Origin of the sequence: Georgenia daeguensis, from assembly GCF_039537705.1 — a bacterium.
GTDB classification, from domain to species: domain Bacteria; phylum Actinomycetota; class Actinomycetes; order Actinomycetales; family Actinomycetaceae; genus Georgenia; species Georgenia daeguensis.
Genome location: NZ_BAABBA010000034.1, coordinates 1 through 24,375 on the forward strand (window position 1 = coordinate 1; position 24,375 = coordinate 24,375).

Genomic DNA, 24,375 nt, shown 5'->3' on the forward strand with positions numbered 1-24,375 from the left:
GCTGGCAGCAACTCCCACGCTGGGTGTTTTGGAGCAATCGAACCCCTGTTGCGGAACGCTCGCGCGGGCTAAGCGTTGAGTGAAGACGACTTCGGAACACCCGTGCAGCCGACTTCGGAGATTGACAGCGGGGGTCGTGGCGAGGCTCTCTGTGTCACGGAACTGCGTGCCGGAATCTACGGCGCGATACTTCCCACGCCGGACGGGTTTCGCTACGGTCGACCGGTGGGATACCTCCTCGGGTACGCGCGCGTGTCAACGACCGACCAGGACGCGTCGTTGCAGATCGACGCGCTGACGGCGGCCGGGTGCTACCGGGTCTTCGTCGACACCGGATCAGGCTCGCTGCAGCACCGGCCCGAGCTGGACAAGCTGGTGGACCAGTTGCGTCCGGGAGACACACTGGTGGTGTGGCGCCTGGACCGGCTCGGCAGGTCGATCCGGCACCTGATCGACCAGCTGCAGGTCCTGGCCGACCGCGGCGTGGGGTTCCGATCTCTGCAGGAGACGATCGACACGACCTCCCCGGGGGGACGGCTGGTCTTCCACGTCTTCGCGGCGCTGGCCGAGTTCGAACGCGACCTGATCCGGGAGCGCACCAACGCCGGCCTCGCGGCCGCCCGCGCACGGGGCCGCACCGGTGGGCGGCCGTCATCGCTGTCCGCGGACCAGGTCCGGGCGGCCCGGCGGATGTATGAGCAGAAGGACATGACTGTCGCCCAGATCGGTGAGGTGCTCGGGGTTTCTCGCACCACGATCTACCGGGCCTTGAACCGCGCACCTGCCGCGACGGGCTCGCCGCGACGAACCACGAGCACCGTGTAGGCGGCGGGTCGTGGACGCGGACGGGCGGTGGCAGATTCTGCGGCTGCATGTCCAGGACCAAGTCCCGCTCGCCGCGCTGGCCCGTCACCACGGCCTGGGAGTGCGCACGCTGGAACGCTGGCATGCCCGCTACCGCGTAGGCGGCCTCCAGGCCCTTGGCCGACAACCGCGGGCGGACGCGGGAGGCCATCAGCTGCCGGCGGAGCTCATCACTCTGATCGAAGGGCTCGGTCTGACCCGGCCCCGCCCACCGATCGCCGCGATCCATCGGACGGTGGTGAAGGTCTGCGCGGGCACCGGGTGGCCGGTCCCCTCCTACGGAGTCGTCCGGTCGATCATCGGCGCCCTGGACCCCGGCATGGTCACCCTCGCGCTTGAAGGGCCGGGCTCCTACCGGGACAAGTACGAGCTGGCGTTGCGGCGCACGGCGGAGCGACCGAACGCGATGTGGCAGGCCGACCACACCTTGCTGGACATCGTGCTGGTCGGCGCCGACGGCAAGCCGGCCCGGCCGTGGCTGACCGTCGTGATGGACGACTGCTCCCGCGCGATCTGCGGATACACGGTCTTCTTCGGTGCGCCGTCGACGATGCACACCGCCCTGGCATTGCGGCAGGCGATCTGGCACAAGACCGACCCGCGGTGGCCGATGTGCGGTATCCCCGAGGTGCTCTACGTCGACCACGGCTCGGACTTCACCAGCGACCACCTGGCCCGTACCGCCGTCGAGCTGCGCATCCGCCTGATCCACTCCGCCGTCGCCCGACCACAAGGACGGGGCAAGGTTGAACGCTTCTTCGGAACCGTGAACACCGAGTTGCTCACCGCCCTGCCGGGACACCTCCGCAGGGATGCGGAGCGCTGGCCCGTGCCGGCCTTGGGCCTGGCCGACCTCGACGCCGTCGTCGGGGTGTTCGTCCTGGACTACAACGACCGCATCCACAGCGAGCTCGGGATCTCGCCGCGGTCGGCGTGGATCGCCGACCGGTGGCTCCCGCGCACCCCCGACAGCCTCCAGGCGCTGGATGGACTGCTGCTGACGGTGGCGCGATCCAGGATGGTGCGTCGCGACGGCATCCACTTCCAAGGCCTGCGTTACGTCTCCCCGACTCTGGCCGGCTTCGTTGGACGCCCTGTGGTCATCCGGTACGACCCCAGAGATATCACCGAGATTCGGGTCTTCGACCACGACGAGTTCATCTGCACCGCCATCGACCAGGACCACCACGGGCAGCAGATCAGCCTGAAGGAGGTGCAGGCGGCCCGCAATGCGCGCCGACGGGAGCTGCGGCTGGGCATCAACGAGCGAATTGCCGTGGTCGCCGCCCACACCAAGGAAGCGCCTGCCAGGCCGCTCCCGCCGCGGACACCGAGCCGGGCGAAGCTCAAGGTCTACAAGGAGGACCTCAGGTGAGCGAACGCTTCATCGTCACCAAGGAACACCGCAGGTTCACCGAGTTCGCCGACTCCGTCCGCCGCGGTCGCACCATCGGGCTGTGCTTCGGACCGGCCGGGGTCGGCAAGACCGTCTCCGCCCGCCGCTACGCCCACTGGGACCAAGCCCACGAATTGCTCACCGACTGGGGTCCTCGCAGCGACGAGGACGCCAAGGTCTACGCCGCCCTGGCCAGCAACCGGACCGCCCTGTACACCCCTGGCGTCCTGACCACCCCGCGGCTGCTGCGTGAAGACCTGGACCAGATCATCACCCGCACCAGCATCTGCATCCAGCAGCACGTCGAGGTCTCCGGCCGCATCCCCGTGGACCGGTGGGGCGCCCATCGCCTTACCAACTACGTCCAGCTCGTCATCGTCGACGAGTCCGAACGGCTCAGCCGCACCGCGCTGGAGCTTCTACGGGACCGGTACGACCGCGACCAGATCGCCTTGATCCTCATCGGCATGCCCGGGCTGGAGAAGCAGTTCAGCCACTACCCCCAGTTCTACAGCCGCGTCGGGTTCGCCCATCAGTACCGACCCCTGAGCAACGACGAGCTGCTCTTCGTCCTGCAACGCCACTGGCGCACCCTCGGCAGGACCCTCAACCCCGACGACGACTTCACCGACGCCCAGACCATCGCCGCCATCAGCCGCATCACCCGCGGCAACTTCCGCCTGCTGGAGCGACTCTTCCCCCAGATCGAACGCGTGCTGAAGATCAACGAGCTGCAGACCATCACAAACGACGTCGTCGAGGCCGCCGCGAGCACCCTCGTCATCGGTCCCACCTGAGACGCCCGCCACCGATCGGCCACCAAGCGCCGCCATTTACCGGCGAAGGCCACAGTCCCGCGTCAGTTTGCGGCTGTCTCATAAACGATCGTTTCTGAACCGTCGTGAACTGACGGCGGTGCATGCGCCTGGCCGCGCGACGTGCCGTTTGCGGCGGGATCAGGCTCAGACGATGCCGGCTGCCCCTAGCAGGAAGCCGATGAGGTAGGTGGCCACCAGGGCGAGCGCGCCGCCGATTACCACCCGTGCCGCGGCACGTAGTCGCGAGCCCCCGCCGATACCGGCCGCCACGGCACCGGTCAGCGCAAGCCCGACCAGAGTCGCGACGAACGTGACTGGCACGCGCAGCTCCTGCCCTGGCAGCAGGATCGCTAGCAACGGCAGCAGCGCGCCGACGGCGAAAGAGCCGAACGAGGCCAGCGCGGCGTGCCAGGGGCTGGCGACGTCGGTGGCGTCGATGTTGTGGCGCTCCCGCAGGTGGGCGTCCAGGGCGTCGCGCGCGGAAAGTTGCTCGGCCACCTTCCGGGACGTCTCCGGCGAGATCCCACGCTGCTGGTACAGCCCGGCCAGGGCCTGGAGCTCCGCGTCTGGGTCGGCGTCCAGAGCGTGCCGCGTCTCCTCGATGGTGTGGTTTTCGCTGTCGCGTTGGCTGCTGACCGAGACGTACTCGCCCAGGGCCATGGAGACGGCGCCGCCGATCGCCGCCGCGATGCCGGCCATGGCGATCGGTCCCGTGGCGGTGGTCGCCCCGGCCACGCCCACGACGACGGCCGCCGTCGAGACGATGCCGTCGTTGGCGCCGAGCACGCCGGCACGCAGGGCGTTGAGCTTCTGCTCGGGACCAACCTGCCGTCGCTGGTTCTTCCGGCTGTCGGAGTCGGGAGAAACGGTGGAGCCAGGCGATACCGCGGCCGACCGCTTTCTGAGTGTCTGCAAATCATTCATGCTTGGCACGTTATACGCCGAACAATCCTGTCCACAAGGAAGGAAAGGCAAGCCTTTGTGAGGCTCGCAACTAAGGTAAGGATGACCTTCGTGTGCGCTTTCCAAGCACGAGGCTCGCAACTAAGGGAAGCATAACCTCGGTACGGTTTCCAAACGCCTAACGGAGAGCCCATTCCCACGCAACACTGAGACGCGGAGAGCACGTCTTGGCACCGTCGCCGGCCAGGGCTCGGGGACCGCTTCACGCGCTCCGCAGCTGTGCAACGGTCGCAAAATGGCCAGCGCCCTCGATCACGCGGACAGGGCTGCTGCCGCCCGCAGAGAACTCATCGTCGAAGCAGTCTCCGTGCAATTACGTCGGGGGGCTGTTCGTTGTTGTAGATGTCGCGGCCAGCCGTTCCGAACCGCAGCTTTTGAGTGGTCCTTTCGCGCACTTTCTTGCCTCACACAACTCCCTCGGCCGGTCGCCGTTCCTGTGCATTCTCTCGGCTCGGCGCTCAAGAACGGACAAATAGGGAGATGCTGCTTATGATCTTCGGTCAGCGGTGTCGACGCCGGCTCTGCGCGTCGACATGCAGCACCTGAAGTGACCGCCGGGGGCCGAGACGATCGCCTGGACGATTCACCTTCTGCCCGGCCGTTCCTCACGTGCTCTCGCGCTGTTCCGCACGTAATCCGGTGCGGGACCATTCGACTGCGAGTTAAGCGCGCTGGCCGAACCGCTCGAGGTGCCCGCCGGTCAGTGGTGCATTGCCGGTTAGTGCCGATTGTGGGCGGCCAGCCCGAGCTGGAAGGTCGAGTGCTCGACGTTGACGTCGAAGTGCTCGGCGGCGCAGGCCTGGAGCTGGTCGAGCATGCGCGGGGCGTGGCCGTCGGTGAAACAGGAGTCGTCAGGACCATGTGGGCGGTGAGGACCGGCAGGCCGGTGGCGATCTGAGAAGCGTGCAGGTCGTGCACACTGCGGACGTGGGGCACTTCCAGGACGTGCTGGCGGACCTGGGCGAGATCCAGGCCGGTGGAGGTAGCCTCGAGCAGGACGTTGCCGGCTTCGCGCAGGATGGTGAGCGCGCGGGGCACGATCAGGACGGCGATGAGCGTGCCGGCCAGTGCGTCGGCCCGCGTCCATCCCGTCGCGGCGATGACGACGGCGCTGACGATGACCGCGATCGAGCCGAGGGCGTCGTTGACCACCTCGAGGAACGCCGCCCGCATGTTGAGGTTGGCGCCCAAGGCCAGTGCTGAGCACTGTCATTGCGACGACGTTGCCGCTCAGGCCGATGACGCCGAAGGCGAGCAGCCCGGAGGAGGAGACCTCGGCCGGGGGTAGACAAGCGCTACACGCCCTCGAGGAAGGCGTAGCCCCCTACGCCAAGCAGGATTGTGGCTTGGACGCCGGCGGCAAGGACCTCGGGCGCGGCGCCAGCCCCAGGTTCGCCGGGCGGTGCCGGGGCACAGCGTCAGCGACGCCGCGATGAGTGCCATGAGCAGTCCGCCGGCGTCGGTGAGCATGGCGGCCGGCATCCACGAGCAGCCCGAGGCTACCGGTGATCAGCGCGCCGATGACCTCCGCCACCAGGATCGCGGCGGCGATACCGAAGGCGACGGCCAGCCGCCAACGGTGGGTCTGCGGGGCCGTGGTGGTGGTCGTGGTGGTGTGCGCCGCTCACGGGCGCTCTCCTCTTGCTTGGTTCTTCTATCGGGGTTCAGCCGGACGGAGCCTCACGGCGGCGTAGAAGGCGTACGCACGGTCCGTGCGCGGCTAGCGGTGTGTTCTTCCGCCCGGCTGAAGCCTCGCGAGGCGTGCTCGAGGTGTACCGGGCGCGGCATCGTCGGTTAGGAGCGCACCATGCGGGCGATGGCGTCGGAGGCTTCCTTGATCTTGGCGTCTGCGGTGTCGCCGCCGACCTTGGCCGCGTCGACGACGCAGTGCTTGAGGTGGTCGTCGAGCAGACCGAGAGCCACGCCCTGCAGCGCGCTGGTGAGGGCGCTGATCTGGGTGAGGATGTCGATGCAGTACTGCTCTTCGTCGACCATCCGGTGGATGCCGCGGGCCTGCCCCTCGATCCGCTTGAGCCGGGCGAGGTAGCGGGCCTTGTCAGTGATGTAGCCGTGCGTGGTGCCGTGGTCGATTCCCGGGGTCTCGGAGGCGTGGGGTTCGAGCGTGCTGGTCATGGTCGTACTTCCTGTCTTGCTGTGCGGATGCTAGGCGTTGTGCGTAAGTGGGCTGCCGGTGCCGCACGTCGAGCGCGACGGTGACCGTGGGGCTGGTCCTCAGGATCGCACCAACCGGCGTGGCAGTGGGTGCCCGCTGGGTTGGGGATGGGCGGGCACCGGTGATGCTGCGCCAGGACTTGCGCGGTATCACCGGTACCGGCCCGGGGGTTTTCAGGCGGTGACGGCGTACTTGGCGGGGTCGGCGTCGAAGCGCGGGCCGCAGCCGGCGCAGCAGAACCAGTACCGCTGGCCCTTGTGGTCGCGGAAGAGGCCGGCGGCCTCGGCGTGCGCCTTGATAACCGTGCTGCCGGGCATCACGGGGCACTCGGCGACGTCATCGCCGCCAGGGGCGGCGGTGGCGAGGAGATCGGTGTGGCCGGCGGGCGCGGGGGCGCGGCAGCAGCTAGAGGTGGCGTGGTCGTGGGCCATGGGGGTTCCGCTTCTTTCTCGGTGCTGGGGTGGGTCAGACTCCGGCCGGCTGCGGCGCGCGGGTGCGCGGCGCAGCGGGGGACGGCGCGGGATCCTGCGCCTGGCTCTTGAAGGAGCGCAGGCGGAGGCTGTTGCCGACGACGAAGACGCTGGAGAACGCCATCGCCGCGCCGGCGAGCATCGGGTTGAGCAGACCCAGGGCGGCCAGCGGGATCGCCGCGGTGTTGTAGGCGAACGCCCAGAACAGGTTCGTCTTGATGGTGCCCAGGGTCCTGCGGGACAGACGGATGGCATCGGCGGCGCTGCGCAGGTCACCGCGGACGAGGGTGATGTCCGCGGCCTCGATCGCAACGTCGGTGCCGGTCCCCATCGCCAGGCCGAGGTCGGCCTGGGCCAGGGCCGCGGCGTCATTGACGCCGTCGCCGACCATCGCGACGACCTTGCCCTCGGCCTGCAGCCGGGAAATCACGTTCATCTTGTCCTTGGGCATGACCTCGGCGATGACCCGCTCAATGCCCACCTCGGCCGCGATCTGCTCGGCGACGATCTGGTTGTCGCCGGTGAGCAGCACCGGGGTCAGCCCGAGGTCCTTGAGCTGACGGATCGCCTGGGCACTGGTGGGCTTGACGGCGTCGGCCACCACCAGCACGCCGCGGGCCTGGCCGTCCCAGCCGACCGCGACGGCGGTCTTGCCCTGCGCCTCGGCGTCGGCCTTGGCCCGGGCCAGGTCGGCGGTGAGGTGCTGGGACCAGTCGGCGAGGAGGGTCTCGCGGCCGACGAGGACGGCGTGCCCGTCGACGATGCCCTGGACGCCCTTGCCCTCGACGTTGGCGAAGTCCTCCGGGGTCGGCAGGATGCCGACCTCGTCAGCGGCGGCCTTGGCGATGGCGCGGGCGATGGGGTGCTCGGAGGCGTCCTCCAGCGCGCCGGCCAGGCGTAGCAGCTCGGCGCGGTCGACGCCGGTGCCGGTGATGACGTCGGTCAGCGTCATCCTCCCGGTGGTCACGGTGCCGGTCTTGTCCAGCACCACGGTGTCGACCTTGCGGGTGGACTCCAGGACCTCGGGGCCCTTGATGAGGATGCCCATCTGGGCGCCGCGGCCGGTGCCCACGAGCAATGCGGTGGGGGTGGCCAGCCCGAGCGCGCAGGGGCAGGCGATGATCAGCACCGCCACGGCGGCGGTGAAGGCTGCCTCGAGGGGGAACCCGGCACCGATCCACGCCCCCAGGGCGCCGACGGCGATCGCGATCGCGACCGGCACGAAGATGCCGGAGACACGGTCGGCGAGGCGCTGGATCTCGGCCTTGCCGGACTGGGCGTCCTCGACCATCTTGGCCATCTGCGCCAGCTGGGTGTCCGCACCGACGCGGGTGGCCCGCACCACGAGGCGGCCGCCGGCGTTGACGGTGGCGCCGGTGACGGGGTCGCCCTCGGTGACCTCGACCGGCACGGACTCGCCGGTGAGCATCGAGGCGTCCACGGCGGAGGTGCCGGTGACGATGACCCCGTCGGTGGCGATCTTCTCGCCCGGGCGCACCACGAACTCATCGCCCACGGCCATCTCGGAGATCGGGATGCGGGTCTCGACACCACCGCGGAGCACGGCGACGTCCTTCACGCCCAGCTCGAGCAGGGCGCGCAGCGCCGCCCCGGCCTGCCGCTTGGACCGCTTCTCGAAGTAGCGGCCCGCGAGGATGAACATCGTCACCCCGGCGGCGACCTCGAGGTAGATGTTCGCGGCGCCGTCGGACGGTTCGACGGACAGCTCGAAGGCGTGCGTCATCCCCGGCACCCCGGCGGTGCCGAGGAACAGCGCGTACAGCGACCACAGGAACGCCGCGGTCGTGCCCATCGAGATCAGGGTGTCCATCGTGGCCGCGCCGTGGCGCAGGTTCGTCCATGCCGCCTTGTGGAACGGCCAGCCCGCCCACACGATCACCGGGGCGGCCAGGGCCAGCGACGCCCACTGCCAGTAGGTGAACTGCAGCGCCGGGATCATCGCCATCGCGATGACCGGGACGGAGAGGACCACGGAGCCGATCAGCCGGTGGCGCAGCGAGGTCAGCTCCGCGTCCGGCTTCTCGCCCTCGTCCTGCTCGCCGGCGTCGGTCTTCTCGACCCGGGGCAGGGCCGCGGTGTAGCCGGTCTTCTCGACCTCGGCGATCAAAGTCGCCGCGTCGATCCCGTCCGGGACGCTGACCTTGGCCTTCTCGGTGGCGTAGTTCACCGTGGCGGTGACGCCGTCGAGCTTGTTCAGCTTCTTCTCGACCCGCATCGCACACGAGGCGCAGGTCATCCCGCCGATCTCCAGCTCGATAGCCGTGCCCAGCGCCTGCGGCTGGGCCGAGGATGCAGACATTCGTTAACTTCTTTCTCGCGGTTGTGGGTGCGCCTGTTTTTCCGTATGCGGCCGGGGGTGATCGCGCCCCGGGAGAGGATCAGTGGCCGTGATCCTCGTTGCCGTGGCCGTCGGTTGCCGTGTCGGTCGCGCTGACCGGTTCTGACGTGCTGGCCGGTTCGGTCGTGTCGACCGTGAAGGTGGCGGTGTGGACCTGGCCGTCGACCTGGAAGTCCAGGTAGAGCAGGTAGCGGCCCGGGGTGGGGGCCTCAGTCATGAACGTCACGGTGGGACCCGACACCTCCCCCGATCTGGGCTCGTCGCCCTCGGGGTGGACGTGCAGGTAGGCCAGGTCCCCCTCACGCAGCGCGACCAGGTGCCCGAACGCGCCGAGGTACGGCTCAAGGGTCGTCACCGGTTCCCCGTCGCGGCTGACGTCCACAGCCAGCTCCGAGGTGGACCCAGCCCGGAGGTCACCGCTGAGGGTGACGTCGAAGCCGTCCACCGTGGAGGTCAGTGACGTCTCGGCCGCCGGTACCGGGTCGTAGTCCCCGGCCACCTCGACCGTGCGCGTCAGGGTCACGTCCTGCCCCTCGGAGGTGTCGGCGGGCACGAAGTCCGCGAAGACCCGGTACGTGCCGGCCGCGTCCCAGGTCCACGGCAGCGACCACACCCCGTCGGCGCCCATCGTGGGGTGCTCGTGACGGAACTGTGAACCGTCGGAGCGCACCACGATCAGGTGAAGCGCCTTGTCGTGCGAGACCGCGTAGTCGGTGAGCGGCTCGCCGTCCGGGCCGATGATGCGGAACGAGAACTCCCCGGCGGAACCGGCCGCGGCGGGCGCGGCTACCTCGCCCAGCAGGTACCCGTCCTGCTCGAGCGAGAGGCCCCGCACCGCCCCGGCACCGGTCGCCGTGGGGTGCTCGTCGTGCGCCGTCGCGCCGTGCTCCATCGCGCTGTCCTCCACAGAGTTCGTCCAGGCCGCCACCGATTCCTCGGGCACGACCGCCCCCGCGGTCGCGGCAGAGGCGGCGAACACCACCGCCAGGCCGGCCGCGTACAGGCCGATCCGACTTCCCGCCTTCATCAGACGCGCACCGCCGTGTACCCGGCCTCGTCGACGGCGGCCAGCACGGCGGCGTCGTCGACGGGCTGGCTAGCGGTGACGACGAGCCTGCCGGTCTGGGCGCTGACGTCGATCTGCTCCACGCCGGGGACCTGGCCGACCTCCTCGCGGACGGACATCTCGCAGTGCCCGCACGTCATGCCGGTCACCTGGTACTCGAGGTCGATCTGGTTCATCGGTGTCCCTTCCATCTCTTCCGATACCCAGAGGGGGTATCTCTTGCTGGACTGTATACCCCGGGTGGGTATGTTCGTCAACCGGGGGCCAGGGCGTGCCCGGACGGCCTGCAGGGTCGGTCACCGCTCGGGGCAGACGGGAGACTGCGGGACTCCCGGCCTGTCCCGGGGACACGGGACTCGACCGATCGAACGCGCGGAGCCTCGCACCGCAAGGAGCCAGGCTGGTGGGTCACCCCCGGGAACCGAGCGCTTCAGGAACCTTGCTCCGCCGCCATCGCGAGCCGCTCGCGCAGGCGGATGGTCTCTTTCAGGCGCAGCGCGGCAAGCGCCGGGCCGACGCCGACAGCGCTGACGACGGCTCCGCCGGCGTCCAGCCCGGCGACGGTGAAGGCGTCGGAGGCCGGGTCGCCGTCGAGCACCGTCTCGGTCGTCACGGCGCCCGGGTCTCCGATGACGGTCAGGCGGGTGCCGTACGCGTCGGTAGTGAACGTCGGCTGGGCGTCGAACGGATCTGGCTCCGCGGCCGTCACGCCCAGGTCGAACAGGGCGGTCCGGGCGGCGTGCCTGCCCTGCTCGAGGGCGAGCGTCCAATGCCCGCCCGGCCCGCGCCGGCCGTCCGGGCCCAGGGTCCGGGCGGCGTCGCCGGCGGCGTATACACCGGCCGTGTGGCGCACCCGGAACCGGTCGTCGACGGCGATGCCGCCGGTGGCGGGCAGGCCGCTGCCTGCCAGCCACGCCACCGCGGGCTCCGTACCGTGCGCGAGGACGGCGACGTCGACGTCGAGCACCTGCCCGTCCGTCAGCTCCAGCCGCAGGCCCCCGTCCGTCGACGTGGCCCCGGCGAGGGTGGCGCCCGTGACGTAGCGGACGTGGCGGCGGTGCCGCTCGGCGACCCACGCGCCCACGGCCGGCCCCAGGTGACGGCTCATCGAGGCTTCCGTCCGGCTCACCACGGTGACCTCGGCGCCGGCGGCGTGCAGGACGCCGGCGACCTCCAGGGCGATGACGCCGCCGCCCAGCACTGCCACCCGCCGCGCGAGTGATCCCGTCAGACCCGCGAGGGCGCGCAGGTGACGGGCGTCGGCGGCGGTGTGCAGCGTCAAGATGCGCTCGCGCGCGGCCGGGCCCGCCGGCCCGGCCCACGTACGGGGGGCAGCGCCGGTAGCGATGATGAGGGCGTCCCAGCCCAGCTCGGCGCCTCCGGTCAGGGTCAGCCGGCGCGCAACGGGGTCGAGCGAGATCGCCGGGTCGGCCTCCCGCCAGGCGACACCGGGCGTTGCCGCCTCGGGCAGGACGACGGCGTCGACGCCGAACTGGCCCTTGAGCAGTCCCTTGCTCACCGTGGTGCGGTTGTAGGGCGGCCCGTGCTCGGCGGTGACCACGGTGATCGCGCCGTCGTAGCCCTGGGCACGCAGCGCACCCACGGCCCCGGTGCCCGCGGCACCGCCACCAACCACAACGAAGCCCAGCCTGGCACCCAGACCCTCACTTGTCCTTTGCGCATCTATACCCATGGGGGGTATGTTCGCATAGGTGCCACCGCGGGACCAGCGGTACTGCGGCACCACAGCAGCGCCATGGCGCACACGGCCACGGCGCGCGACCCTCCACCGGGTCACGACCGAGAAACCCGACCACACGAGGAGCCCACGCGATGACCCACGACCACGGCAGCCACGAGCACCACGACCACGGCAGCCATGAGCACCACGGCCACGGCAGCCACGAGCACGGCGCTCACGGCGGCCACAGCCACACCGCTGTCGACGCGCCAGCCGAGGAGCTCGCGGAGTGCCCGGTGATGCCGGGCAGCATGGTGGTGAAGGCCGAGGCCGAGGCCAGCGGGCTCGTGCGCGAGTACGAGGGCAAGACCTACTACCTGTGCTGCGACGCCTGCGGCCCGATGTTTGACGCCGACCCCAAGAAGTACGCCGTCGCCTGACCTCGGCACACCCCCACCCCGGGCGCCGCTCGAGATGGAGCGGCGCCCGGCACGGCGGACGCCCACCACAGCAACCAGCACAGCCGCGCCCCCGCCGACGCCCGCGGCGCCGCGAAGCCGCACAGCCAGCCGCGCTTCACCCTCTTGCAACCAACCCTGCCGGCGCGCGGAATAGAAGCAGCAGACCTATCGTTGCCGCACCGGATACCCCCGGCGGGTATGCAGCCCAGGATTGGAAGGACCCTTCGCTCATGAGCTCCCCAGCACACCGCCACCACGACAGCCACAGCGGCGACCCGGAACCTCACCACGGTGGCGAGGCTGCGGCGCACAGCGATCACGGCCACGCCGGCCACGACATGCACGCGGGACACGGCGCCCACGCCGGCCACGACATGGCGGACATGGCCCACGACCGTCACGGTGGCCACGACGCTGGGCAGATAGCCCACGAGGGCCACGCCGTGCCGGCCGCGGTGGACACCCGCCACGCCGGCCACGCGGGGCATGAGGCCCACGGTGGCCACGAGGCCCATGCCGAGCACGGTGACCACGCAGGTCACGGCGGACATGGCGGTCATGGCGACCACGTGGGAATGTTCCGCCGCCTGTTCTGGATCAACCTCGTCCTCGCGGTCCCCACGGTGCTGCTCAGCGGCATGTTCGCGGATCTGCTCGGCTACTCACTGCCCCAGATCCCGGGCCTGGCGTACGTCGCCCCGGTCCTGGGCACGGTCATCTACGCCTGGGGCGGCCGACCGTTCCTCACCGGCGCCGTCTCGGAGGTCCGCGCCCGCAAGCCCGGGATGATGCTCCTGATCGGCATGGCGATCACCGTCGCCTTCGTCGCCTCGTGGGGCGCCACGCTCGGCGTGCTCTCCCACGAGCTCGACTTCTGGTGGGAGCTCGCCCTCCTGGTCGTCATCATGCTGCTCGGCCACTGGCTCGAGATGCGTTCCCTCGCCCAGACCTCCTCCGCGCTGGACTCCCTCGCCGCGCTTCTGCCCGACGAGGCGGAGAAGGTTCAGGGTGACGAGGTCGTCACGGTCGCCCCCGCCGAGCTGCAGCTCGGCGACGTCGTCATCGTCCGCCCGGGCGCCCGCATCCCCGCCGACGGCACCGTGGTCGACGGTGCCGCTGACGTGGACGAGTCGATGATCACCGGCGAGTCCCGCCCCGTGCGTCGCGCGGTCGGTGCACACGTCGTGGCCGGCACCGTGGCCACGGACAACGCCCTGCGGGTGAAGGTCGACGCCGTCGGGGACGACACCGCCCTGGCCGGCATCCAGCGGCTCGTCGCCGAGGCTCAGTCCTCCACCACCCGCGCCCAGCTCCTTGCGGACAAGGCCGCCGGCTGGCTGTTCTGGTTCGCGCTGATCGCGGCGATCATCACGGTCGCGGTGTGGTCCGTCGTCGGCAGCCCCGACTTCGCGATCGTCAGGGCGATCACCGTCCTGGTCATCGCCTGCCCCCACGCGCTCGGGCTCGCGATCCCGCTCGTGGTGTCGATCTCGACCGAGCGTGCCGCCCGCGCCGGGGTCCTAGTCAAGGACCGTGGGGCGCTGGAGCGCATGCGCACGGTCGACGCCGTCCTGTTCGACAAGACCGGCACGCTCACCAAGGGTGAGCCTGCGCTGCACGACATCGAGACCACGGGTCTGGGCCAGGACGAGCTCCTGGTTCTCGCTGCGGCGGCCGAGGCCGACAGCGAGCACCCGCTCGCCCGCGCCATCACCGCCGCCGCCAAGGAACGCGGACTCCACGTGCCCCGCGCGAGCGACTTCTCCGCCTCCACCGCCGTCGGCGTCACCGCCACCGTGGACGGACGCAGGGTCGCGGTCGGCGGCCCGAACCTGCTCGCGAAGCACGGCCTGGACCCGCTGCCGCAGACGGCGGCGTGGGGCGACCGGGGGGCGATCGTCCTGCACATTCTCGTCGACGGGCAGGTGGCCGGAGCGCTGGCCCTGGAGGACGAGGTGCGCCAGGAGTCGCGCGAGGCGGTCGACGCCCTGCACGCGCTCGGCGTCCACGTCGTGATGATCACCGGCGACGCCGAACCGGTCGCTCGGGCCGTCGCGGCCGAGCTGGGCATCGACCAGGTCTTCGCCGGCGTCCGTCCCGAGAACAAGAGCGAGAAGGTTCTCGAGCTGCAGCGGCAGGGACGCACCGTGGCGATGGTCGGCGACGGCGTCAACGACGCCCCCGCCCTCGCTCAGGCCGACGTCGGCATCGCCATCGGCGCCGGCACGGACGTCGCGATCGCGTCGGCCGGCGTCATCCTCGCCTCCGACGACCCCCGCTCGGTGCTCTCGGTCATCCAGCTCTCGCGTGCCGGGTACCGGAAGATGAAGCAGAACCTGTGGTGGGCGGCCGGGTACAACATCGCCGCCGTCCCGCTGGCCGCCGGTGTCCTCGCGGGCGTCGGGTTCGTGCTCCCCATGGAGATCGGTGCGATCCTCATGTCGGCCTCGACCATCGTCGTCGCCGCCAACGCCCAGCTCCTGCGCCGGCTCGACCTCAGCCCCGAGGCGAGCGTCGTGGCCGCCCACGGCGCCAAGCAGGTGCCCAGCGGTCCCGAACGGCGCCGCGAGCCCGAACTGATCGACGCCCGCTGATCACGCCGACCGGCGGCGCAACCCAGCGCCGCCGGTCGGTACGGCACGCGACCGCCTCGAGGGGGCGGGCCGCATTCGTCGTCGGGCACGCCGTTCAGGCAACCCCCACACGTTTCGATTCCTTCGTAGCAAGCGCCTAGCGCTCAACGGCACCGAACCCCCATTCAACTGGTCCAGGCTCCAGGGATCGGCGATTGTCGTGTGACACGCGCGAGTACGCGGGAAGTTATGAAACGTCCAGTCTACTACCGGTCACCCAGCGTCCCGTATCGCATAACCATCCTTTCGGGGACGTCTCGCGACGGGGGGCCTCTCCGATCTCCTACACGAGATCCCGAGCGGAATAGCGTCGAGCCATGTCGCTCGAGCCGGTGCCCGCGAGCGAGCTCGCGCACCCACTGTGGGACATGAGTAGGGCCAAGAAGAGCAGTCCGTGGGGACGAGCGTGCTCGTAGAGAAGGGGACTGCGTCTCACTCGAACTGGCATGTGCTCGACCTCGGCTGGCGCTCAGATCGGCGCAGCGAGGGTGCCATGGGAGTAGCGTCGAGCATCTACGGAAGGGGGCGACTCGATGCCGCTCTTCATGGATACCCATAAGTTCGAAGGCGACATGCCGGACGACCAGGAGATCGCCGAGGCGCACCAGGCGGACCTTGCCGCGCAGGGCCAGCACGGGGTGAGGTTCCTCAGGTACTGGGTGAGCCGGGATGCGAAGGTTGTCCACTGCCTCGTTGAGGCGCCGGACGCTGAGTCGGCGGCTCGTGTGCATGTGGAGACCGCGGGCGCTGGGCCGAACGAGATCTACGCGGTGGAGGAGCGCAGCTGACGGCTTCCTTCACCGACGAGCGCATGCCACGGTGAACTGGAGCTGGCACGAGCAGCGAAGGGGAGGTGGTCATGGCGGGCTGGTCGCGCGTCGGAGACTGATCGAGCGCCTGAGCGTGGGGCGGAGTCGGCACTGACGCTGTTGTCTGCTCCGGAACGCCGACGATCAGGTCCGGCGGGACGATCACGTCGCCCCACGGGAACCAGCCGATCCAGTCGCCGTCGGACAAGGCGGACGTGCGGGCTGGTCGCGGACTCGATCCGCAATAGCGGGTCCGCAGCTCATCGAGCCGAAACTCCAAGTTCACGACGTCGTTCCACCCCGCTGATCAATCGCGGTTGAGGGGCCTGGTCGCGGACACGGTCGCGCTCAGCGTCGAGGGTGGGCTGACGCCTCCGCCGGTGCAGCGTGCGCGCCGACGAGGCCACGGACCCGCACTCCGAGCACCGCGAGGTCGTCGAGGGTAGCCATCGCCGCGTCGACGGCGCTGGGCGCGCACACGGCGAAGCTCACCCGCGCACCGTCACCGGTCTGGTCCACCTCACCCCCAATGCCCTTCTTGAGCGGGTTATGCGGACCTTAGACAAGTCGCATTTTCCCAGGTCAGAAGGGCACTTCCGCGTTCCCGCGCCCGCCACGCAAAGTCACTCCATCGGTGGATCGAGGCTAAGAGGCTGTCCCGGGCCCAGTGCTGCCAAATCGTCGTCGCCACGGCATTCTTTGCGAAGCGCCTGCGTCCAGTAATGATCGGATTTGAACACGCCGGGGCCGTTTGTGAGACGTCTACAAGACCGGGTCAGTGACTCGTCGAGTCGGCCGAACTCCACGAAACCGGGGCATCCGAGTCTTCCGTAACGTGGGCCGCGCTCAGGCCGCGCAGCAGGAGAGCTTTGAGACGTCGGTGTTGAAGGACTGGGCGGTGAGCTTGAGGCCTTCGGCCATGGTCAGGTACGGGCTCCAGAGGTTGGCGATCTGCTCGACGGTCATGCCAGCCTCGAGGATGTAGACGCCGGCTGCGGCGAGGTCGCCGGCGTCCTGAGCAAGGGCCGTGATGCCGACGATGCGGCCGGTGTCTGCGTCGGCGACCATCTTGATCAGGCCGCGGGTGTCCCTGTTCACGATGGCACGCGGCACATGCGCCAGGGGCAGGACGCGACACACGCACCGGATCCCGGCCGCGCGGGCCTGCCTGTCGGTCATCCCGACGGCGGCGAGGGAGGGGCTGGTGAAGATAACCCGGGGCAGGTGCCGGTAGTCGACCTCGCGATGGGCGTCGGTGAAGGCGTTGGCGACGATGAGGGCGCCGTGGGCGGCGGCCACGTAGACGAACTCGCGGTGCCCGGTGACGTCCCCAGCAGCCCAGATACGCGGGTTGGAGGTCCGGAGGTGGTGGTCGACGACCACCTCGCCCAGGTCGCCGGTCTCCACCCCAACTGCGTCGAGGCCGAGCCCTTCGGTGACGGCTCGCCTTCCGGCGGCGACGAGCATCTCGGCGGCCCGCAGTTCCTGCGTGGCGCCGGCGACCGTTGCGGTGACGACGACCTCGCCCGTCGCCTCGTCGCGGCGCACCGCGGTCGGCACGGCTCTGCAGATCACGCGGATGCCCTCGTCGGTGAGGACGTCGAGGAGGGCCGTGGAGGCCTCGGGCTCCTCGTGGGAGGCCAGCCGGGAGCGGACCAGCATGGTCACGCGGGTGCCGAGGCGGGCGAAGAGCTGGGCCTGCTCGAGCGCGACGTAGCCGCCGCCGATGACCAGGAGGGAGTCGGGCAGGTGGTCGAGCTCCATCGCGGTCGTCGAGGTGAGGTAGCCGGCCTCCTCTAGTCCGTCGACGGCCGGCGCCCACGGGGCGGAGCCGGTGGCGATGAGGTACTGCTCGGCACGGAGTGTCTTGACGGAGCCGTCGGGAGACGTGACCTGGAGAACGGGGTTGCCGGGGGTGCCTGTGAAGGTGGCATCGCCCGGGCGCATGTCCCACCCGTAGTCGGCGGCGAGGTCGAGGTACTTCTCGCGACGCAGGGAGCGGACCAGGTCGTCCTTGCCCGCGACCAGTCCAGGCATGTCCGCCGGGCCCGCCGTGGCGGTGATGCCCGGAAACCGGGAGGGGTCGAGGGCGACGTGCCGGGCCTCGGCGGCCGCAAGCAAAGCTTTGGACGGCACGCACCCGGTGTTTACGCAGGTCCCGCCGATCGTGTCGCGCTCGATCATCACCACCCGCTTGCCCAGGGCGGTGGCGCGGATCGCCGCGGCGAACGCACCACCACCGGACCCGATCACCGCCAGGTCGTACCCCGTGCTGCTCGTGGCCGTCATTAGTTCCTCCTTCGCCTCTGGGAACAGGATCGACCTTCCAGTGCGCTGGAAGGTCAAGTAGGAGAATGAGGAGCATGCGGATCGGTGAGGTGGCCCAAGTGGCCGGGACGACGACCAAGACCCTGCGGTTCTACGAGGACGTCGGGCTGCTGCGACCGGCCGAGCGGACGCCGGGCGGGTACCGCGACTACGACGCCGGAGTGCTGGGCCGGCTGGACTTCATCCGCCGCGGCCGGGCCGCCGGCCTGACCCTTGCTCAGATCGGTGCGGTGCTCCAGATCCGGGACGGCGGCCAGGCACCGTGCACGCACGTCACCGACCTGCTCGCCAGCCGGCTCGAGGACATCGACCGGCAGATCGTCGAGCTCCAGCAGCTGCGCACCACGGTCGCCGGGCTGCGTGACGATGCCGCAGGAGCCGACCCGGCCACCTGCTCGCCAGGAGACGTCTGCCGCTACCTCTGACCTACCGACGCCCGATCCGCGACATGGCACTATCCGGAGATGGCCGACGACCCGGAACTACGGTGCTCCTGCTGCGGCCGGCTCCGGCCGCGCAAGTCTCTCCACGCTCTGGGGCGCGAGCCCGCCTATATCTCCCGGCGCTGCGGGCTGTGGGTCACGCTTCGGCTTCGTGGTGACGAGTGAGCGGCTGATTCTCGATTGCGGGTCGCAGGACTGCACGGGGCAGTGCACGGCCGGCCGGGGCCCGGCGGGCAGTGCGTACCGTTTAGCGCCTATAGAACTATTAGTTCCTGGCGTCATGTCGGACTGCTCGCTTGTACAGCAATACCGTCCGATACCGTGCGCGGCATGATCGTCGCTGCGTTCGTGGTGTCCGTCGTCGCCGTCGTCGTCGCGGCTCTGGCTGGGTGGTGGGCGAAGGTCTCCGCCGATGCGGCTGTGCGCTCCGCGGATGCGGCTGAGGCTGCCCTGGCGCTTGAGCGGGAGCGCGCCGCGAAGTATGCCCCGCCGTGGCGGCTGTCGTGGCTAAAGGGTGACACGTACGAGCTGCTGAACGATGGCGACGAGAACGCGTACGGCGTCGAGGTAGACCTCGGAGATCTGCCGTGGGTCAAAGGCAAAGGGGAGCCGCAGCACGACGTTATCCACGCCCGCGCGCCGATCACCTTCATGACCACGCGGAGCTTCACAGGAGGCAGCGACGTCGTCACGGTGACGTGGCACCGCGCCGCCGACCTCAATGACGAGCCGCACACATGGCGACACCCACTGCCGCTGAAGGGCTGAGCCCCACCAGCCGTTAGCAGGCGCCCACCATCGGCGCAGGTCAGCGGTTCAGCGACGTGGACGTTGCCCCGGTGAACAGATGAGTGGTCCGTTGCGGCACCCGACCCCGCATGACTATGCGGACGTCGGGCTACCGGCCTCTCCCCCAGTGTGCTGCGCTGCTTGCTGCTCCGGCGAGCCTGTGCCGCGCGGACCTCGGCGAGCTCGGCGCGGAGCTTGGTCGACCTGGCGGTCGTAGGTCGCGCGGAGGTCCGTGACCCGCTTCTCGGCGTGTGCGCGTTCGCGGTCGACGTCGCCGCGGGCGCGGCGTCGCGCTCGGCAGTCAGTGTGGCGATGGCTCCGCGCAGCTCGGCGACCGTCTCCCGGATCCGCTCGGCCTCGGAGCGCACGGTGTCGAGCTGCTCGCGCACCTCGGCGGTGCTGGCCTCGGCGCGCGCCGCGCGTTCGGCCTCGCCGTCGGCGCGCCGATCGGCGGCGCGGGCACGTTCGTCGGCGGTAGCCCGGGCGACCTCGGCCGACTCGGCCCGCGCGACGGCCTCGTCCCTCTCGTGCTCGGTCCTCGTGGCGAGCTCGTCGGTGATGCGCGTGTTGGTCTCGGTGGCGGCGTCGAGGTCGGCGCGGGCCTGGTCCAGCTCGGCGGTAAGGTCGGCGCGGAACTGCTCGAGCTCGGCGGCGAGGTCCTCGCTTTGCCGGGTGGCCTCCCGGGCGGCAGCGTCGGCCTCCTCGCGTTCGGCCTCCGCGCGGCGTTGGGCCTGCTCGGCCCGGGTGGGGAAGCAGCGAAACTATGACGGTCGCCCGGACGACACGACCGTGTCACTTATTCGACGCGAGCCCCCTTTACGTGACATAGAATATGTAATGGATTAAGTGACACAATCTGAGCCGACAGCCTGTGGCTTGTGCCGTTATATGGCGGGGTTCTATCGGAGTTGTGTGGCGGCCGGGTCAACTGACGCCGATGACGAAGGTACTCGCGGTGCTACCAGGCCCGGCCCAGGTGCTTCACATACGCAACCGGTCAACCCGCGTCAGGCGTTGTGAGGCTGGATGACGATCTTGCCGGTGGCGTGGCCGCTCTCGACCGCAGCAATGGCCTCGCCCGCGTCCTCCAGCGGGTAGAGGGCCGAGACGTTGGGGTCGACGAGGTTGTACTCGATGACGCCGGTGATCTTCTCCAGTGCCTCGGTGGTGCGCTGCAGGGGACTGCCGCCGAGCTCGGTGACGGTGTCGGGGTCGGCGGCGGAGATGATCCTGGCCGGGTCGGTGACGAGTCCGGCGACCTGACGCAGGGCATCGCCACCGACGAGGTCCAGGATCAGGTCTACCCCCTCGGGGGCGATCTGGCGCACCCGGTCGGCGACGTTCTCACCGGAGGGGACGAACGTTGCTCCGGTGGCTTGAACGATCTCGCGCTTGGCCTGCGAGGCGATGCCGATGACGGTGAACTGGTGGACCTTGCCGATCTGGGCGGCCATGAGTCCGACACCGCCGCCGGCCCCGAGGATGAGGAGCTGCTGACCGGGCTCGAGCTCGATCTGGTGGGTGCCGTCGTAGGCGGTGGCCCCGGCGACGGGGATGGTGGCCGCGTCGGCGAAGGCGATCTCCTCAGGCTTTGCCACGGCATCGGTGGCGCGCACGAGGGTGTCCTCGGCGAAGGCGCCGTAGTCCGGGACCACAGGGCCGAGGATCTCGTCGCCCACGGCGAAGCTTTCGACTCCCTCACCGAGGGCGGTGACGACACCGGAGACCTCCTGACCCATGGGGGCCGGCAACGGCTGGTCCCGACGGTAGCGGCCGGTGCGGATCTTGTAGTCGACGGGGTTGACACCGGCGGCGCGGACCCGCACAGCGAGCTCACCGGGGCCGGGCTGCGGCGCTGGACGGTCGATGAGTGCCTGGGTCTCGGGGCCGCCGAAGTCGGTGAATACGTACACCTTGGACATGGGGTTCTTCTCCTTCTGCTGTGTGTTCGAAGCCGGTGAGACAGGTGCGGCCAACAGCCGCTGAGTTCGCTGCGCGGGGATGGCCGGTCAGGCGGCGGTGGGAGGTTCGTCCTGGCCAGCGGCCTCGGCGGCGTCGGCTTCTTCCTTGGTGGGGTAGGCGCCGTCGGCCGCGTGCTCGGGCGGGGAGTAGATGGTGTAGAGCACGAGCGGCTCGTCACCGGTGTTGCGGAAGTTGTGCCGGGCGCCGGCGGGGACGGCGCACTGGTCACCGGCCTCGATCGGGTGGGTATGGCCGTTGAGGTCGGCCTGACCGGCCCCGCTGACGAAGGTCAGGATCTGGTCGGTGTGCTCGTGGACCTCCTCACCGATCTCGCCACCGGCGGGGATCGTCATGATGACGATCTGGGCGTGCTGGCCGGTCCACAGCACCCGGCGGAAGTCGGGATTGTCCTGGGCGACCCGCGCGATGGTGAAGTGCTCGACGTTGCCCTCGATGGTGAAGTGTTCTTCGTTACTCATGATTCCTCCTGTTGTGGTTGTGCCGGGCTTACCCGGCGGTGATGCACCCACCCTGGGCGGGACGCCGGATGGGCTGTTCTGGCCGAGGTGGTGGTTCAGGACCGGGCCGAGGCTGGGATCGGTGCGGCGGTAACTGGCGCGGAAGGTGTCGCCGTGGTGCTGGTGGTGTCCTGGTGGCGGCGCAGCAAGCGCATGGCGTTGACGATCACGACCAGGACCGAGGCTTCGTGGACGAGCATCCCGATGGACATGGTCACTCCGCCGAGCAGCACTCCGGCCAACAGCACGGCCACGGTGATCAGGGCGATGGTGATGTTCTGGCGCATGTTGTTCACGGTGCGCCGGGCCAGGCCGATCGCTTCGGGGAGCTTGAGCAGGTTGTCGCCCATGAGGGCGATGTCTGCGGTCTCCACGGCCACGGCCGAGCCGGCCGCACCCATCGCGACGCCGATGTTGGCGGTGGCCAGAGCGGGGGCGTCGTTGACGCCGTCACCGACCATGGCCACGACGTGACCCTGACGCTGCAGGTCCGCGACCGCGTCGAGCTTGTCCTCGGGCAGCAGGCCGGCGCGAACCTCATCGACGCCAGTGGCCTCACCCACCGCGTTCGCCACGAGCGGGGCATCGCCGGTGAGCATGACCACCTTCTTCACCCCGGCCTCGTGCAGGCGGGTGACCATTTCCGCGGCGTCGGCGCGCACCTCATCGGCGACGGCGACCACACCGGCCACCGTCTCGTCGAGCGTCACGATCATCGCGGTACGCCCGGCGGCCGCGAGCTCATCAGCCACTTGCCCGGCGCCGACGGTGTCGGCGATGCCGTACTGCCCGAGCAGGGCCAGGTTGCCGATGAGGACCCGGCGTCCGCCGGTGGTGGCGGTGATGCCCTTGCCGGGCACGGGCTCGGTGACCTCGGGCAGGCCCGGGGTGGCCATCCCCTCCGCGGCTGCGGCGTCCAGGATGGGACGGGCGAGGGGGTGTTCGGAGCCGGCCTCCGCCCGGGCGGCCCAGGTCAGCACCTGACTGCGGTCCAGGGCCGGGTCCAGGACGACGACGTCGGTCAGGTGGGGGCGGCCCTTGGTCAGGGTGCCGGTCTTGTCCACGGCGACGGCGGTGATCTTGCCGGAGGTCTCCAGGTACTCCCCGCCCTTGATGAGGATGCCGTCCTTGGCGGCCCGGCCGATGCCGGCGACGATGGAGACGGGGATGGAGATGACCAGCGCCCCGGGGCAGCCGATGACCAGCAGGGTCAGCCCGAGGACGACGTCACCGGTGATGAGTCCGACCACGAGGGCCAGGACCATGATGGCCGGGGTGTACCAGGCGGAGAACCGGTCCATGAACTGGGCGGTCTTGGCCTTGGCGTCTTGGGCGTCTTCGACGCGGTGGATGATGCGGGCCAGGGTGGTGTCGGCGCCGATGCCGGTGGCGAGCACCTGGAGGAACCCGCCCTTGGCGACGGTGCCGGCGAAGACGTGGTCGCCCTTGGACTTCTCCACGGGGATGGACTCCCCGGTGATGGAGGCCTCGTCCAGGGCGCCGGTGCCGGCGACGACCTCGCCGTCGACGGGGACCTTGGCGCCGTTCTTGACCAGGACGATCTCGCCCATGGCCACCGAGGCGGCGGGGACTTCGACCTGTTCGCCGTCGCGCATGACGACGGCGACGTCGGGGGCGACGGCGACCAGCTCGGCCAGTGCCGAGCGGGTCTTGTTCAGCGTTGCGGACTCCAGGGCGTGCCCGATGGCGAAGAGGAAGGTCACCGCGGCGGCCTCCCAGTATTCCCCGATGATGACCGCGCCGATCGCGGCTACCGAGACCAGCAGGTCGATGCCGATGACCCGGGCCATGAGCGCCCGGGCTGCCTTGGTCACGATCGGGGTACCCGCGACCACGGCGGCGGCCACCATGAAGGCGTTGCTCCACGCATCGGAACCGAGGCCGCGGGCCACGAAGAAGGAGATGAGGATCAGCGCCCCGGAGACCACTGGGATCGCCCACCTGCCGTACCACCACTGCTGCAGCTTGTTCATAGCTGTTCGACCTTCCTATAGCTGTCCAACCCCAGTTCGGGGTGCTGACAACGACGTTACGAAGATCGGCACCGGGCAACCATGACCGGCGTCAATCAACCGCACACCCGTCCGTGCACCGCCGCCGGGGCTGCTCCAGCCTGCTGGCACAATGAAGAGCGTCACCGCCGAGTTGATCGGCGGTGACGCTCAGCTGGTCTGGCTCAGAATGCGGGCGGACGAGCCACGTAGCCTCGGCCCGCGGGCGCCCATGACCACACCCCAGTCCGCGGGGCCCGTGGGGCCGGGTGTCACGCGCATGGCGGGACGGCCCCGTCAGGTTCGCCTGGTTGCCAGTTCCTCCACCATCAGGCCCAGACCGCTACCGAGCATGAAGACGTCCCGAGCGATCCCCATGCCAGCCGGCGCTGGACGGATTCCGTCATCACGGGTGAATCCTGGCGTCTTGAGGTACACGGCCATCAATGCGGCCGAGAATCCACTCAGGCCGGCCGCGGCCACCCGGGTGGGTACCACCGGGGCTAGGGCGTGTCTCTTAATGCCTTGAGCCAGATGGTGATGGCGCGCAGGACGACGCCGCCGCGGTAGGTCAGGGCGAGCTTGTCGTAGCGGGTGGCCAGGGCTCGCCACTGCTTGAAGACGTTGAAG

Annotated in this window: 20 protein-coding genes and 1 pseudogene; 9 read left to right on the plus strand and 12 right to left on the minus strand. The window is 69.9% G+C overall.

Features of this window, described 5'->3' with window-relative positions:
- Nucleotides 1-225: 225 nt before the first annotated feature.
- From ABD774_RS19955 to ABD774_RS19965, 3 genes are read left to right on the plus strand one after another with little or no spacing between them, the layout of a single operon-like run.
- Nucleotides 226-825: a recombinase family protein gene (locus ABD774_RS19955; protein WP_345045174.1), complete on the plus strand. Its 600-nt coding sequence runs from the start codon at nt 226-228 to the stop codon at nt 823-825.
- 10 nt (nt 826-835) lie between these two features.
- Nucleotides 836-2,239: a Mu transposase C-terminal domain-containing protein gene (locus ABD774_RS19960; RefSeq protein ID WP_345045175.1), complete on the plus strand. Its 1,404-nt coding sequence runs from the start codon at nt 836-838 to the stop codon at nt 2,237-2,239.
- Nucleotides 2,236-3,057 (plus strand): AAA family ATPase, encoded by an 822-nt coding sequence (locus tag ABD774_RS19965; protein WP_345045177.1) that lies wholly within the window; start codon nt 2,236-2,238, stop codon nt 3,055-3,057. Before ABD774_RS19960 ends, ABD774_RS19965 begins: the two co-directional genes overlap by 4 nt.
- 165 nt (nt 3,058-3,222) lie before the next feature.
- On the opposite strand, the gene ABD774_RS19970 is transcribed toward ABD774_RS19965, so the two are convergent.
- The 8 genes and pseudogenes from ABD774_RS19970 to ABD774_RS20005 form a co-directional block, all read right to left on the minus strand.
- Complete coding sequence (locus ABD774_RS19970) at nt 3,223-3,993, minus strand: VIT1/CCC1 transporter family protein (RefSeq protein WP_345045178.1); 771 nt, start codon at nt 3,991-3,993, stop codon at nt 3,223-3,225.
- Between the two features lie 766 nt (nt 3,994-4,759).
- A pseudogene (locus ABD774_RS19975) lies at nt 4,760-5,669 on the minus strand (cation diffusion facilitator family transporter).
- 166 nt (nt 5,670-5,835) lie between these two features.
- Complete coding sequence (locus ABD774_RS19980; RefSeq protein WP_345045179.1) at nt 5,836-6,174, minus strand: metal-sensitive transcriptional regulator; 339 nt, start codon at nt 6,172-6,174, stop codon at nt 5,836-5,838.
- A gap of 213 nt (nt 6,175-6,387) precedes the next feature.
- Nucleotides 6,388-6,645, minus strand: coding sequence for a YHS domain-containing protein (locus ABD774_RS19985; protein ID WP_345045180.1), 258 nt, complete (start codon nt 6,643-6,645; stop codon nt 6,388-6,390).
- Between the two features lie 34 nt (nt 6,646-6,679).
- A complete protein-coding gene (locus tag ABD774_RS19990) occupies nt 6,680-9,004 on the minus strand; it encodes a heavy metal translocating P-type ATPase (RefSeq protein WP_345045181.1) in 2,325 nt (774 codons plus the stop codon).
- Between the two features lie 79 nt (nt 9,005-9,083).
- The gene (locus tag ABD774_RS19995; RefSeq protein WP_345045183.1) at nt 9,084-10,070 is read right to left on the minus strand and encodes a heavy-metal-associated domain-containing protein; all 987 of its coding nucleotides are present in this window, start codon (nt 10,068-10,070) and stop codon (nt 9,084-9,086) included.
- Nucleotides 10,070-10,285, minus strand: coding sequence for a heavy-metal-associated domain-containing protein (locus ABD774_RS20000; protein WP_345045184.1), 216 nt, complete (start codon nt 10,283-10,285; stop codon nt 10,070-10,072). The genes ABD774_RS19995 and ABD774_RS20000 overlap by 1 nt, the downstream gene beginning before the upstream one ends.
- 254 nt (nt 10,286-10,539) lie before the next feature.
- Nucleotides 10,540-11,802: an NAD(P)/FAD-dependent oxidoreductase gene (locus ABD774_RS20005; RefSeq protein ID WP_345045185.1), complete on the minus strand. Its 1,263-nt coding sequence runs from the start codon at nt 11,800-11,802 to the stop codon at nt 10,540-10,542.
- A 140-nt stretch (nt 11,803-11,942) separates the two neighbouring features.
- Here ABD774_RS20005 and ABD774_RS20010 point away from each other — a divergent pair, with 140 nt between their 5' ends.
- From ABD774_RS20010 to ABD774_RS20020, 3 genes are all read left to right on the plus strand, one after another.
- Nucleotides 11,943-12,230, plus strand: a complete 288-nt coding sequence (locus ABD774_RS20010) for a YHS domain-containing protein (RefSeq protein WP_345045187.1) — start codon at nt 11,943-11,945, stop codon at nt 12,228-12,230.
- 359 nt (nt 12,231-12,589) lie between these two features.
- The gene (locus ABD774_RS20015; RefSeq protein ID WP_345045198.1) at nt 12,590-14,845 is read left to right on the plus strand and encodes a heavy metal translocating P-type ATPase; all 2,256 of its coding nucleotides are present in this window, start codon (nt 12,590-12,592) and stop codon (nt 14,843-14,845) included.
- A 572-nt stretch (nt 14,846-15,417) separates the two neighbouring features.
- Nucleotides 15,418-15,672 (plus strand): DUF4242 domain-containing protein, encoded by a 255-nt coding sequence (locus ABD774_RS20020; RefSeq protein ID WP_345045188.1) that lies wholly within the window; start codon nt 15,418-15,420, stop codon nt 15,670-15,672.
- An 867-nt stretch (nt 15,673-16,539) separates the two neighbouring features.
- Here ABD774_RS20020 and merA read toward each other — a convergent pair.
- Nucleotides 16,540-17,982, minus strand: a complete 1,443-nt coding sequence (gene merA, locus ABD774_RS20025) for a mercury(II) reductase (protein ID WP_345045190.1) — start codon at nt 17,980-17,982, stop codon at nt 16,540-16,542.
- Between the two features lie 74 nt (nt 17,983-18,056).
- Between merA and ABD774_RS20030 the strand changes: the two genes are divergently transcribed.
- The 3 genes from ABD774_RS20030 (at nt 18,057) to ABD774_RS20040 (ending at nt 20,020) form a co-directional block, all read left to right on the plus strand.
- A complete protein-coding gene (locus tag ABD774_RS20030; RefSeq protein ID WP_345045191.1) occupies nt 18,057-18,446 on the plus strand; it encodes a heavy metal-responsive transcriptional regulator in 390 nt (129 codons plus the stop codon).
- 348 nt (nt 18,447-18,794) lie between these two features.
- Nucleotides 18,795-19,232: a hypothetical protein gene (locus tag ABD774_RS20035; RefSeq protein WP_345045193.1), complete on the plus strand. Its 438-nt coding sequence runs from the start codon at nt 18,795-18,797 to the stop codon at nt 19,230-19,232.
- Nucleotides 19,233-19,504: 272 nt separating this feature from the next.
- Nucleotides 19,505-20,020, plus strand: a complete 516-nt coding sequence (locus ABD774_RS20040) for a hypothetical protein (protein WP_345045194.1) — start codon at nt 19,505-19,507, stop codon at nt 20,018-20,020.
- Nucleotides 20,021-20,260: 240 nt separating this feature from the next.
- On the opposite strand, the gene ABD774_RS20045 is transcribed toward ABD774_RS20040, so the two are convergent.
- The 3 genes from ABD774_RS20045 to ABD774_RS20055 all read right to left on the minus strand — a co-directional run bounded on the left by ABD774_RS20045 (nt 20,261) and on the right by ABD774_RS20055 (nt 23,727).
- Entirely contained in the window at nt 20,261-21,175 is a 915-nt protein-coding gene (locus ABD774_RS20045) for an NADP-dependent oxidoreductase (protein ID WP_345045195.1), read from the minus strand.
- Between the two features lie 87 nt (nt 21,176-21,262).
- Nucleotides 21,263-21,694, minus strand: a complete 432-nt coding sequence (locus tag ABD774_RS20050; protein ID WP_154795780.1) for a cupin domain-containing protein — start codon at nt 21,692-21,694, stop codon at nt 21,263-21,265.
- 95 nt (nt 21,695-21,789) lie between these two features.
- Nucleotides 21,790-23,727 (minus strand): heavy metal translocating P-type ATPase, encoded by a 1,938-nt coding sequence (locus ABD774_RS20055; RefSeq protein ID WP_345045196.1) that lies wholly within the window; start codon nt 23,725-23,727, stop codon nt 21,790-21,792.
- Nucleotides 23,728-24,375 lie beyond the last annotated feature (648 nt).